At 45.5% G+C, this 12,993-nt stretch carries 13 protein-coding genes and 1 tRNA gene; 8 read left to right on the top strand and 6 right to left on the bottom strand.

The window, feature by feature from the left end:
* Positions 1-14 precede the first annotated feature (14 nt).
* Entirely contained in the window at positions 15-596 is a 582-nt protein-coding gene (locus GVN20_RS16785; protein WP_166559448.1) for an O-methyltransferase, read from the top strand.
* Positions 597-642: 46 nt separating this feature from the next.
* Here the strand turns inward: GVN20_RS16785 and GVN20_RS16780 are convergent, their stop codons facing one another.
* The 4 genes from GVN20_RS16780 to GVN20_RS16765 all read right to left on the bottom strand — a co-directional run bounded on the left by GVN20_RS16780 (position 643) and on the right by GVN20_RS16765 (position 3,691).
* Positions 643-1,362, bottom strand: a complete 720-nt coding sequence (locus GVN20_RS16780) for a sterol desaturase family protein (protein ID WP_166559447.1) — start codon at positions 1,360-1,362, stop codon at positions 643-645.
* 88 nt (positions 1,363-1,450) lie between these two features.
* Positions 1,451-2,020, bottom strand: coding sequence for a Crp/Fnr family transcriptional regulator (locus GVN20_RS16775; protein WP_166559446.1), 570 nt, complete (start codon positions 2,018-2,020; stop codon positions 1,451-1,453).
* A 93-nt stretch (positions 2,021-2,113) separates the two neighbouring features.
* Positions 2,114-3,454 (bottom strand): trigger factor, encoded by a 1,341-nt coding sequence (tig, locus tag GVN20_RS16770; RefSeq protein WP_166559445.1) that lies wholly within the window; start codon positions 3,452-3,454, stop codon positions 2,114-2,116.
* Between the two features lie 155 nt (positions 3,455-3,609).
* Positions 3,610-3,691: transfer RNA gene (locus GVN20_RS16765), tRNA-Leu, on the bottom strand.
* A gap of 251 nt (positions 3,692-3,942) precedes the next feature.
* Between GVN20_RS16765 and GVN20_RS16760 the strand changes: the two genes are divergently transcribed.
* From GVN20_RS16760 to GVN20_RS16750, 3 genes are all read left to right on the top strand, one after another.
* Positions 3,943-6,204, top strand: a complete 2,262-nt coding sequence (locus tag GVN20_RS16760; protein WP_166559444.1) for a bifunctional (p)ppGpp synthetase/guanosine-3',5'-bis(diphosphate) 3'-pyrophosphohydrolase — start codon at positions 3,943-3,945, stop codon at positions 6,202-6,204.
* A gap of 117 nt (positions 6,205-6,321) precedes the next feature.
* On the top strand, positions 6,322-6,822 hold the full coding sequence (locus GVN20_RS16755; protein WP_166559443.1) for a Fur family transcriptional regulator: 501 nt from the start codon (positions 6,322-6,324) through the stop codon (positions 6,820-6,822).
* 3 nt (positions 6,823-6,825) lie between these two features.
* Entirely contained in the window at positions 6,826-8,115 is a 1,290-nt protein-coding gene (locus GVN20_RS16750; RefSeq protein ID WP_166559442.1) for an adenylosuccinate synthase, read from the top strand.
* Positions 8,116-8,183: 68 nt separating this feature from the next.
* Here GVN20_RS16750 and GVN20_RS16745 read toward each other — a convergent pair whose 3' ends face one another.
* Positions 8,184-8,720: a DinB family protein gene (locus GVN20_RS16745; RefSeq protein WP_166559441.1), complete on the bottom strand. Its 537-nt coding sequence runs from the start codon at positions 8,718-8,720 to the stop codon at positions 8,184-8,186.
* A 113-nt stretch (positions 8,721-8,833) separates the two neighbouring features.
* On the opposite strand from GVN20_RS16745, the gene GVN20_RS16740 reads away from it, so the two are divergent.
* A complete protein-coding gene (locus GVN20_RS16740) occupies positions 8,834-9,556 on the top strand; it encodes an SGNH/GDSL hydrolase family protein (RefSeq protein ID WP_166559440.1) in 723 nt (240 codons plus the stop codon).
* A gap of 135 nt (positions 9,557-9,691) precedes the next feature.
* Positions 9,692-10,657, top strand: coding sequence for an NAD(P)/FAD-dependent oxidoreductase (locus tag GVN20_RS16735; protein ID WP_166559439.1), 966 nt, complete (start codon positions 9,692-9,694; stop codon positions 10,655-10,657).
* A gap of 33 nt (positions 10,658-10,690) precedes the next feature.
* Here the strand turns inward: GVN20_RS16735 and GVN20_RS16730 are convergent, their stop codons facing one another.
* Positions 10,691-11,923, bottom strand: coding sequence for an NAD(P)/FAD-dependent oxidoreductase (locus GVN20_RS16730; protein ID WP_166559438.1), 1,233 nt, complete (start codon positions 11,921-11,923; stop codon positions 10,691-10,693).
* A 196-nt stretch (positions 11,924-12,119) separates the two neighbouring features.
* On the opposite strand from GVN20_RS16730, the gene GVN20_RS16725 reads away from it, so the two are divergent.
* Positions 12,120-12,563 (top strand): peptidylprolyl isomerase, encoded by a 444-nt coding sequence (locus GVN20_RS16725; RefSeq protein WP_166559437.1) that lies wholly within the window; start codon positions 12,120-12,122, stop codon positions 12,561-12,563.
* Between the two features lie 32 nt (positions 12,564-12,595).
* Positions 12,596-12,961 (top strand): DUF3471 domain-containing protein, encoded by a 366-nt coding sequence (locus tag GVN20_RS16720; RefSeq protein ID WP_114461445.1) that lies wholly within the window; start codon positions 12,596-12,598, stop codon positions 12,959-12,961.
* Positions 12,962-12,993 lie beyond the last annotated feature (32 nt).

Here is a 12,993-nt window from a genome sequence, read left to right as displayed (position 1 = left end):
ATTAAAACAACGCAATGAACGATACAGCCATTACCCACAAACCCTCTGTTATTGAAAAAATAGATGCGGATGCTGCAGAAATTAGCTTTGGTCAACCTTCCGACGATTTGACGGGCGTCTTTCTCCGCACCATTATTGCTTCCAAACCTGCGGGAAAATTTCTGGAATTGGGAACCGGTGCGGGGCGCGCCACGGCTTGGATTTTGGAAGGAATGAGCGCTGATTCTAGCCTCATTTCGGTAGAATTTGACAAAAACCTGATTGCCATCGCCCAAAAACACCTTGGTCAAGACCCGCGATTGGTGTTGATTTGCCTTCCCGGCGAAGAAGTCATCCTAACGCTTCCCACCGATAGCTTTGATTTGATTTTTGCCGATACATGGCCTGGCAAATACAATCATTTGGCCGAAACCCTGAATTTGGTTAAGCCGGGCGGTTTTTACATCATCGACGACATGCTCCCCCAACCCAATTGGCCCAAAGGACACGCCGAAAAAGTAGCCACACTCATCAAAACCCTCGAAGAAGATACCCGTTTTGAAATGGTTAAAATGTCGTGGGCCTCGGGCGTGATTATTTTGGTCAAAAAAGCATAAAACTCTGCGGGTAGGTTTCGCAGCCAAGCAGTCGTGATGCTGACAATCATTCTTTATGCACATCTTTAAATTTCAACATATCGACAAGTCGCTGTTCTTTTTCGTTGTCAAAACCGCATGAAGTCTTAAATTCTTTCGGATTTTCATACGTTCCAAAAAGCATATCCCACCAAACAATATCACCATAATTATTGGTGTGTTTGTTGTATTCGTGATGAATTCTGTGCATTTCTGGACGTTGGAAAATATAACCAACCCATTGCGGGCTTTTAACATTTGTATGATAAAAAAACTCCCCAAGTGCGGTACAAAGCGTATAAATTCCACCTGCCTCCATGCTCAATCCAAGTAAAAAATACACCAGCAAACTGCCAATTATTGAGTTGACTGTCATTTCCAATGGGTGCTTATAAAAAGAAGTGATGACTTCGATTCGTTGCGGACTATGGTGGATTTGATGAAAATGGGTCCATAAAAAATCAACGGTATGTCGCCAACGATGCCACCAATAAAAAATAAAAGTCGCGATAAAATACGCAATCACTCCCCCGAAATAAGGGTTTACGTGGTCTGAAAGATGAAATAATGAATAGACCGAAAACCACTTTTCCCACGTGTATCCTGCCAGTATCACTACGCCAAGTTGAACAAAATTTACCGCTAAAACTCTAATGGTCCAAGTCGGCACGTCAGGAAGTTTCCAACCCGGAATGAGTCGTTCTAAGATAAAGCAAAATCCAAAAACGATAAAAATGAGGGTAAGCATATCTTTGTTAGCTTTTTAAGTTTCGGTTACAAAACTCACCCCAAATTCACCGCAAAAAATTGACATAAATCAATTCAAAAATCGGACTTTACCATTTCTTAGCCCTCAATCGGCTGAGGGTTTCAAAGCTAATACCAAGGTAAGAAGCAAGGTATTTGAGCGGCACGCGGTTGCTGATATCTGGAAAAGAAGTGACCAACTGTCGGTAGCGTTCATCGGCCGTTTTCTTTCTTAAATTTTGGGCGCGCTGCTCACTCAACACATAATAATGCTCCGTCAGAAGCCGTCCTACCCGATTAAATTCGGGATATTGAAGATACAATTGATGGAGGCGTTGGTAAGAGATTGACCATAAAATACAGTCTTCAATCGTCTCAATCATCTCTTCGGAAGGCGTTTGGGTATAAAAGCTGACAATGGAGATCACAAAATCGCCTTCTTTCATAAACCAAGAATTGATTTCCTCTCCCTCTTTCAGATAATATCCCCGCAAGCATCCCTGCTCTACAAAGTGCATTCGATGCGCCGTTTGTCCCTCTTTCAGAATCAATTGTTTTTTGGGCACGACTTCCTTCACCAAGGAGTTTCGCAATACCTCCTCAAACACATGGCTCATCGAAGGCCACAGTTGTTTGGTGAGTTCAATCAGCTTTTCCATATTTTGGGTTGTTTCAGGGTTTTAAACGCAAAATGGCCGCACATAAATGTGCAGCCATTTTAGTACTGAAAAGTTATTTATCCAAAAACGCGGTTAGCTCAGGCTCTTCACAATCTCCTGAAACTGCTCTACATCAATGGTTTTAGCCTCCAAAGGCAGTTGCGTCTTAAGGGTTGAAAACACCTTATCGTCAAACACGAGGTTGAACATTTTGGAGTAATTGTTTTCTTTTTCAGACGTCAGGTAGTTCATCGCAATCTTGCGGATGGTGTCGTTCATCTGCTCGCCCATTTCGTTGCCGTAGAAACCAAACTGCTCACGTACCATGTCTTCGGCGCGGGCAATCACTTCTTCCGATTCTACTTTGATGTCGACTTGCTCGGCCATCTTGTTTTTGATCAGCGACAGTTTCAGCGACTTCGTAAACTGCGGATAGTCGGCGTCGATTTGCTCAGGCGTGAATTTTCCTTCGTTGGCGTTAAACAACCATTTTTTCAGAAATTCTTCTGGTAAATCAATGCTGATATTGTCTAACAACGCTTGGTCGATGTCACGACGCAACAACGAATCTGCTTCGCGGGCGTAGTTGTTTTTGATGATTTCGGCTACTTGGTCGCGGAAAGCTTCTTCGTTATCTACTTTACCCACGCCCAATACTTTATCAAAAAACTCCTGATTGATTTCAGCAGGTGCCTGACGTGTGATGTCTTCTACCGTGAAGGTAAAATCACCCGCCAATGCAGCGGCATCTTCGTCTTTCAAGCCTGTCAAATGCGCTACGGCTTTATCGTCAACGAAGGTATTGCGAATATCAAACGTAATCTCGCTGCCTTTGCTCAAACCGATAAATTGCGCCTGCGCTTCTTCTTTGACCTGACGCGACGGAATGGCCGTTTTGGTTGAGAAGTCACCTTGTTTCAACTCGCCGTAGATCATATCACCCGCTTCTGAAACTTCCGGATTGATCTGACCCGCAAATTGCGTACGCAGGTTTTCGATAGTATCATTCAATTCTTTTTCGCCCGCTTCGATGGTATAACTAGAAACCGACGGCAAAGTGCTCAAGTTCACCTCAAAGTCAGAAGCCAATCCCAATTCGTAGGCAAACTCAAATTCGCTTTGCTTGTCCCAGTCGATGGTTGATGTTTTTTCGCGGTCAATCTGCGGATCACCAACAACGGGCAGTTTATTGTCGCGGATATAGCCACTGACGGTATCGCTCAATAATTGGTTGACCTCGTCAATAACGATGCTTTTACCGTACATGCGCTGAATCACCTGCGCGGGCACTTTACCCGGGCGGAACCCCTTCAAATTAACGCGTTTGCTATAATCTTTGAGGGTCTTATCTACTTTTGGTTGGTAATCCTCTTTTGCCAACTTGACGGTCAACGTGGCGTTGGTGGGTGTACTTTTTTCTAACAGAACCTCCATTTTGCAGTTATTAGTTATCTGTTATCCCGATGTCAGTCGGGACGATGATTGAATGGTTACTCATTGAAAAAACCCTCAAACTTTGCGAGCTTGAGGGTTTAGTTTTTGACGGTTTCCGAAACGTATTTTTGTTCACGGACGACGGCCACTAAAGGTGCGGGCGGAGGGACTCGAACCCCCATGCCTTGCGGCGCCAGATCCTAAGTCTGGTATGTCTACCAATTTCACCACGCCCGCAGCGTGTGTGTTTGGGGCTGCAAAATTACGAATAGATTTGTAATAAATGCAAATAAATAGATAAGTTTTAACGTCTTTATTTTTGATTTTTTTTTCAAACCAAACTACTTAACTGTTTATCAACAATTTACTAAAAATATATCCGTTTGTATTTTGCTCATAAATCAGAAAATAGTTGTAAAAAAAAATAATTCTGACTACTTTAGTCGTATTGAGTACAACAAATTCGGTCCACCGACCCATCCATAAACATGCCCATCGAAGTAGAAATTGATTTGGATCTTGAGCGTCTGGAGATTCTGAAACGATACCGCAGACTTCTACGTGCCGCCAAGCCCTTTTTGAAAGACAATGATGCCAAACTCATCAAAAAAGCGTTTAATCTTTCTGTTGAAGCCCACAAAGATATGCGCCGGAAGTCTGGCGAGCCTTACATTTATCATCCCATTGCCGTTGCCCAGATTTGTGTTGAAGAAATCGGCTTAGGAACCACCTCTATTATCTGCGCCCTTTTGCACGACGTTGTTGAGGACACCGACTATACCCTTCAGGACATTGAGCGCCAGTTCGGGAAAAAGGTAGCGCAAATCATTGATGGCCTCACCAAAATTTCGGGCCAGTTTGAGTTTGGAACGTCGCAACAAGCCGAAAACTTTCGGAAAATGCTGCTGACGCTCTCTGATGACATTCGTGTCATCATGATTAAACTCGCCGACCGTCTGCACAACATGCGCACCCTCGACAGCATGGCGCGCGACAAGCAGTTGAAGATTGCTTCCGAGACCATCTTTATCTATGCGCCTCTCGCCCACCGTTTAGGATTACATTCCATCAAGACCGAACTCGAAGACCTGTACCTTAAATATACCGAGCCCGAAGGTTTTGAAGAAATACGAAGCAAGTTGAGGGCGACCCGCGCCTCCCGCGACCGTTTTATTGCCAAATTTATTGAGCCGATTGAGGACGACCTCCGGGAGCAGGGATACGATTTTGTCATCAAAGGGCGTCCAAAATCTATTTATTCCATCTGGAATAAAATGCGGAAGCAGAAAAAGCCTTTTGAGGAAATCTACGATTTGTTTGCGGTGCGCGTCATTATGAATTCCAAAGACGACCCCAAAGAAGAGAAATCTGACTGCTGGCACGCATACTCGATTGTCACAGACCATTATACCCCCAACATCGACCGCCTCAAAGACTGGCTGGCCACTCCGCGTGCCAACGGCTACGAATCGCTCCACATTACAGTCATGTACCGCCCCGAAGGCACCGACAAAGCCCAGTGGGTGGAAGTACAGATTCGGTCCAAACGCATGGACGAAATCGCCGAAAAAGGCGTAGCAGCCCACTGGAAATACAAAGGTAACGACACCAAAACCAGTCAGGGCATCGACCAATGGATCAATCAGGTGCGCGAGATGCTCGAAGCCACCAAAGACAGCAAAGCCGCCGCGTTGGAATTTTTGGATGATTTCAGGAGCAATCTTTTTGCCGAAGAAGTATTTGTGTTTACCCCAAAAGGCGAGCTGCGCGTATTGCAGCGCGGCGCCACGGCCCTAGATTTTGCTTTTGACATCCACTCTGAAGTGGGCGCTCGCTGCATTGCAGCCAAAGTAAACAACTCGCTTGTGCCCATCAGCCAGTCGCTCAACAACGGCGACCAAGTTGAAATCATCACGGCCAAACGACAAAAACCCAGTGAAGACTGGTTAAAATTTGTCGTGACGTCGAAGGCCAAAGCGCGTATCAAAGAGCTTATCAAAGAAGAAAATAAGCAGTACCTTACGGATGGGCGCAGCATTATTGAACGCAAGTGCAAGATTCTGCACTTGGAAGTAACCAACGAATTGATTAATCAGCTGCGGGCGTATTTCAACTGCAAAACGCCCAATGACCTGTATTATCGTTTTGGAAAAGGCTACATCAATGCCGACGAAATCAAGAAATTCAAGCATGAAAAAGAAGCAAAGTTGAATGTGTTGGCCAAAATCAACACCGATACAATGCAAGACGGTAAGCAGTTTACCAAAGAGCTCAAAAAGATGCACGGTGAACGTGCCGACGCCGACGCGCTGCTCATTGGTGAAGACATGGACAAGATTGACTACATCTTGGCCAAATGCTGTAATCCTATCCCCGGCGACGACGTATTTGGGTTCGTGACCGTCAACGAAGGCATTAAAATTCACCGTACTACCTGCCCCAATGCACCCGAATTGCTCTCCAATCACGGCAACCGCGTCATCAAAGCCAAGTGGACTTCGCAACAAAAATTGGCATTTTTGGCGGGACTCCGCATCGAAGGCACCGACCGCGTGGGCTTGGTCAATGACCTGACCCGGATTATTTCCAACGAACTCCACATCAATATTCGGTCTATTGCAGTCGAAACAGACGAGGGGATTTTTGAAGCCATCATTAAATTGTACGTATACGATACCCGCCACTTAGAACAGCTTCTACAAAAACTGGAAAAAGTGGAAGGTGTATTTAAAGTCGCACGTTTTGATTGAAAATTCGTACTTTTGCCCCCGTTAATTGTTAATCGTACGGGTGCCCACGCGTCAATTATTAATTGCAGTGAGTACGCACCAGTGACTTTTAACCTTAACCTGTCAACCAAGAAAAAAATGCCCCAAGCCAAACACGAAAATTTAGAAGCGGCCAAACGCATCCTGACGGCTTATTTGGAACGTAAAGGTCTGCGCAAAACGCCCGAACGTTTTGCGATATTGGAGGAGATATACAGCCGCGAAGACCACTTCGACGTGGATGAGCTGTACATATCAATGAAGAATAAAAAGTACCGGGTGAGCCGCGCCACCGTCTATAACACGCTTGATGTACTGGTTGATTGTGATTTAGTGACCAAACATCAATTTGGCAAAAACCTAGCGCAGTACGAAAAAGCCTACGGCTACCGTCAACACGACCACATCATTTGCATGGACTGCCACCACGTGATGGAGTTTTGCGACCCACGCGTTCAGAATATCCAAAACATGGTCGGTGATTTGCTCAAATTCAATGTATTGCACCACTCGCTCATCTTCTACGGCAACTGCCAGCGCCTAAACTGCGAAAATAAAAATAAAATAAACGAAAGACCCCAAAGAATTGAAATAGAATAACTTATGAAAGTTGACGTATTACTGGGCCTCCAATGGGGCGACGAAGGGAAAGGAAAGATTGTGGACGTTTTGGCGCCCCAATACCAAGTAGTAGCACGTTTTCAGGGCGGACCCAATGCAGGCCACACCCTCGAATTTGATGGTTTCAAACACGTACTGCACCAAATACCTTCGGGAATTTTTCGTCCTGAAATCAAAAACATCATCGGCAATGGCTTGGTTCTGGACCCGATTGTTTTGAAAAAAGAAATCGACGGACTCGCAAAATACAACCTCCCGCTCAAGCAAAACCTCTTTATCTCCAAGAAAGCATCGGTCATTGTACCGACCCACCGTTTGTTGGATGCCGCTTATGAGAAATCTAAAGGCGATTCCAAAATCGGCTCTACCTTGCGTGGTATCGGGCCTGCCTATCAGGACAAAGTAGCCCGTCAGGGATTACGCATGGGCGACCTTGTTTCGCCTGATTTTAAGGAGAAATACAATCGTTTGGTTGACCAACACAAGGTTATCCTTGATTTTTACCAATACGATTATTCCTCAACCCTCGCCGATGCCGAGGCAACCTTCTTTGAAGCAACGGAATTTTTGAAAGACTATAATTTTGTAGATAGCGAATACCTCGTCAATGAAGCGATAGAAGCGGGGCAAACGGTATTGGCCGAAGGCGCCCAAGGCTCTTTGCTTGATATTGACTTTGGCTCGTATCCTTTCGTAACGAGTTCCAACACCACGACCGCCGGTGCCTGCACGGGTCTAGGGTTGTCGCCGCGCCGTATCGGTGAAGTATTCGGGATTTTCAAAGCCTACTGCACCCGCGTAGGCAGTGGCCCTTTCCCTACCGAATTGTTGGACGAAGTGGGTGAGCGGATGCGTCAGGAGGGCCGTGAATTTGGTTCTACTACGGGTCGCCCGCGTCGTTGTGGTTGGTTAGACCTGCCAGCGCTTAAATACGCCATCATGATTAACGGCGTGACGCAATTGGTGATGATGAAAGTGGATGTTTTGAATATTTTCGAAGAAATCAACATCTGTACGCACTACCAATTGGCCGACGGAACCCTCACCGACCGTTTCCCGTACGATTTGTGTACCAATGAGGCCACGCCCGTGTACAAAACCATGAAAGGCTGGGCGCAGTCGCTCGAAAATCTTCATACTTACGACGAAGTTCCTGCTGAGTTGGCCGCTTATATTGAGTTTCTGGAAGCAGAACTTAATTTGCCCATCAGCTTTATTTCAACGGGCCCCGACCGCGAAGCCATCATTCACCGCGAAGCACAAATAGCTTAATCCTAGAGCTATTTTTCAACATTATTATCAGGTGCGGGCTTCGGTTCGCACCTTTTTTTATTGCCACCTCACCACCCGATATACGACGGTGGTTTGACTCCGTTAAGGCGCAGATAAACGATCAACTGACCGCGATGATGGGTTTGGTGATCGTTCAGCAAAAAAACAATCTTACGTTTAGTGGAATGCCCGCCCCAATAATCCAGCTCTTCTTCCAGGTTTTTTTCAGTCATTTGGGCGATCGTCTCTTCGGTATAATCAAAGGCTTTACTGATGATTTCTATTGCTTCTTTTTTGGTAATATTTTGATCAACCTTTTCCAAAAGGGCTTTTATATCCACGGGTGGATCAATGCCGCGAATCAGTTTGGCCGAGAGAAAATACATGTTGCCCGCCATGTGTACCAACTGATGCACAAACGTCATTTCGTCGGGGGTGGGCTTGTAGAAATACTTTTCTTCAGGCATCGCTTGGGCTACTGCAAGCGTATAGCTTTTCATACCTTTCCATTTACTGAGAGCATCGCTCACAAAAGTAGCTTTGGACTGGGCATAAACGGCGGCTGAAACAATCGTCAGCAAAAGGGAAAAAAGTAAATTTCTCATTGGCAGGAATAGAAAAAAAAGAAACATACCCTTTTTAGGGCAGTTTTTTCAATAAGCTGAAAATTTTGTATTTTACATCATCAAATGATTTAACAAATGTACTTTTTTGACCGATGATTTTACGTAGCCTGTTACTTCTTTTTATCCTTTCCATTGGCTGTACAAAGGCAGATGAAGTTGCTTCCAAAAAATCGACGCTGAAGATTTTGTTTGTAGGAAACAGCCTTACGTACACCAACGATCTGCCACAATTGGTGCAGGAAATGGGCAAACACGACAGCGTCAGCATTGAGTATACAACCTTTCTTTTCCCCAACTATTCGTTGGAAGACCACTGGAATGAAGGCAAAGTGCAAAAGGCAATCGAAACGGGTCGTTATGATTTTGTAGTTGCCCAACAAGGCCCTTCTGCCTTGCCCGAATCGCAGATTTTATTACTTGAATACACCCGGCGACTGGCAGAAGTTTGCAAAAAAAACAATGCCTCAATGGCCATTTACATGGTTTGGCCCTCTTCTACCCGTTTTTTAGATTTAGACAACGTCATTTACTCCTACACCCAAGCGGCCAAACAAACCCAATCGCTGCTCTGCCCAGCGGGCTTAGCCTGGAAATACGCCTGGCAATCAACGCCAAGCTTGCCGTTGTATGGCAACGACAACTTCCATCCGAGCATGACGGGCAGTCTTTTGGCGGCCTTCACGGTGTACGGAACATTGACCAACAAAGCCAACTTTGATTTCCTTGCGGCAGGAAAGCCTTCTTGGTCGGATGAAATATCGGCAAAGAATTTGGAGCTCCTAAAACGAGCAGCCTTGAAGGCCATGGAAAAGTGATTGATGGAAAATCCCCAGTTATTTTTCAGCAGTTCCCTCACATCCTCCTCTTTTTTCAAAACTTATTTCTCTCTGCCAAGTTTATTAAACACATCTGCCAAAGCGGGTGCTCCATAAATCAACTTTTCATAAAAAATGCCTTCTTGTATAATTATTGGTGCGGGAATAACGGGGCTGACTGCCGCGCGTACACTTCAACAAAACGGCTGGAACGTCACGGTTCTCGACAAAGGGCGTGGTGTAGGCGGGCGCATGGCAACCCGACGTCTGGCCAATGCCCGCGCTGACCACGGTGCTCAATATTTTACGGCCCGTACCGCCGAGTTTCAGCAATTTGTTTCAGCGCTAACCGAAGTAGGAATCGTTAAACAATGGGCCTTGCAAGAAACCGAAGTTAGTGATATTTCTTTTCATCATCCGCGTTTTGTGGGAGTGGAGGGCATGAGCAGCATTGCCAAATACATAGCTCAATCACTCAATGTACAAACTGGCCAGCGCGCAATACACATTTCAGGGGATGAAAACGGGTGTATTGTTCTGACGGAATCAGGAAACGCCTATGAGGCCGATACGCTCATTCTTACCCTTCCTGCCCCGCAAGCCTTAGTACTTTTAAACGACAGTTATCTGCTTTCAGCGGCCGAGTCCAGTGTTTTTGAAAGCATAGAATATGCCCCCTGCATTGCGGTAATGGTACTTTTGAAGGGGAATAGCCATATTCCAACGCCAGGCATCCTCAAATTTGGGCAAGGCCATGTGGCCTGGGTGGCCGATAATTTCCAAAAAGGGATTTCAGAAACAACGTCCATCACCATTCATGCCAGCGCCGCCTTCAGCAAGCAGCACTTAGAAGAAGACCTTACAAGAACGGGTGAATTGCTCATTGATTCGCTCAGTGAGTGGATTCCCAAAGCGCAGATTGAATCGTTTCAAGTACATCGTTGGCGGTACAGTCTGGCCGAAAAATCTTATCCGAAGCCCTATTACGTCTGCAAAACTCCATTTTCACTATTGATGGGTGGGGACGGATTCGGACAGGGAAATGTGGAAGGAGCGTTTCAATCAGGGCGGCAAATGGCCAACTTTTTGCTTAAAATTTAGATAGAAATACCCTGAAAATCTAAATTTTGGACCTCATATCCCCGCTATCATATCGGCCACCGCTCGGCCAGTGGCCATAGCGGCATTCAACGATGGATAAGAAGTATGATCGCCGCATTCGTACAAATGTTCGCTGATTTTCAAATTAGTTGCGGGCACATTGGCGGGGTATTTGACCAACGATTCAGGAATATGATACGTACGAAGGTGCTTCCACGTTTTTACTTCATCACCAAACCAACTGGTCAGCTCCTGTACGATGCGGTCGGTTAGTTTTTTTTCGTCAAACAATTCTAACCCTTGCGTACTTACTGATACCAACGCTTTGCCTTCGGGAGCATACGAGGGAGCAATATCGCTAGGCACGCACAAATTATGCACCACGGACAACCGATTAGGATTGAGCGCCAGCATTTTTTCCTTCAACGGCGAACGCTCCGTGGCAAAGTAGGTGCAGGTCGTTACGTTATATTCTCGTTTTAGGTTCCGCCCCAACAGCCCATCAGCTTGTCGGGCATCGGTGGCCACAACTATATTTTTAGCAGTTAGCGTTTTACCATCCGAAAGATGAACTTTATTACCTTCAATCTTTTCTACTTTAGTGTTTAATCGCAAGGTATGAGGCGGTAATTTAGCCGCCATTTGCTCGGGAATGGCCTGCATTCCTCCCGCAGGAATGACGGCGTCACCAGTATAAAATTGCTTGAAAATAAACCGAAAAAAGTTACTGGAGGTTTCCAACTCATTTTCCAGAAATACGCCCCCAAAAAAGGGTTTAAAGAAATCGGCAATCATCTCATCGCTCCAGCCATAATTGCGCAAATAAGTAAGCGTATCGGTGGCGCGCTCGTGAAAAAAAGCCTCGGTCGGCTCCTTGCTTACATTATTTGACAATTGAAGTACCTTGAGCTTATCAACCAGCGTCCCGACCGATGAAAAAAGGGTTTTAAACACTTGAGCAGGTTCTTTGAAGGGGTCGCTGATGACCGAAAAAGCATTGTCTTTGCGAATCAAAGCGCCCGAACGGAACGATTTTAACGCCAATGTGTTGTAATTCAACAATCGTTGTGCCTCCGGATACGCCGTCAATAATATCTGGAAGCCACGGTCCAACAGGTAGCCATCGACTTTATCGGTTCGCACCCGTCCGCCAACCGCCTCGGCGGCCTCCAATACCAAGGGGGTAACGCCAAAATGTAATAAATAATTGGCGCAAGACAAACCTGCGATACCCGCTCCGATAATAATGACTTCGTGATTGGCCATGATTGTAAATGAGTTTTGCACAAATTAAAGCGGAAGCCTCGTTCAAACCAACGTTTTTTTTGTTTTTAACGACCCCTCCGCTCCTTAAAATCTATGGTATCAACAAATTCAATCTAAAACTGTTTGCGTACCTTTGTGTCCCAAATTAAATAAAACCACTCGCTCCAGCGAATAATAACCGTTAATATATACACAAATGCCTAAAGCTGAAATGATTACCGAAAAAGGGACAATGTTGATTGACTTTTACGATCAGGATGCCCCTATTGCCGTTGCCAATTTTATCAAATTATCGAAAAGTGGATTTTACGATGGCCTTACTTTCCACCGCGTCATTCCTAACTTCATGATTCAGGGAGGCTGCCCACAAGGAACTGGCCGTGGTGGTCCAGGATACACCATCAAATGTGAATTGACAGGCAACAATCAGTACCACGACCGTGGTGTTCTTTCGATGGCTCACGCTGGTCGCAACACGGGTGGCTCACAGTTTTTTATCTGCCACAATCGCACCAACACCGCTCACCTCGACCGTAATCACACGTGTTTTGGCAAAGTAGTAGAAGGGTTGGACGTTATTGATGCCATCCGTCAAGGAGATAAAATTACCAAAATCAACATCATCGAAGACGAAGCTTAGGCTTCGTCTTTACCCTTAACCAACATATTAAGATGAAAAAGTGGATTCCAATTTGTTTTCTGGGAATCAGCGTCTTGTTGATGTCCCTGACCAATTCTTCCCCGGTAGCGCTTTCAACAAGCACGGCCGATTCATTGTCTGACTACGTGGGAACGTACAAAATGAAAGACAACGGGTATTTTAGTGCATACAAAATCACCCTCAAAGAAGGTGCGTTGTTTGGAGAAGCCGATGAAAACGGGGCCAATAAGTTGCTGAAACAAGACAAACCAGATACATTCAAATCCACCAGCCAATACGGCTCAATCATCACGTTCAAACGTAATCCTGAAACCAAGAAAGTGGTCGGGCTTTCGCTCTTGATTCAGGATACAGAAATGTTGGCAGACAAACAATAGCGTGTTGGCCAAAAGATAACGGTTAACTTTTC

Source organism: Runella sp. CRIBMP, from assembly GCF_009905605.1.
Classification (GTDB): domain Bacteria; phylum Bacteroidota; class Bacteroidia; order Cytophagales; family Spirosomataceae; genus Runella.
Note: the sequence above shows the minus strand (reverse complement) of the source record. Positions and strands in the feature narration are given on the sequence as shown.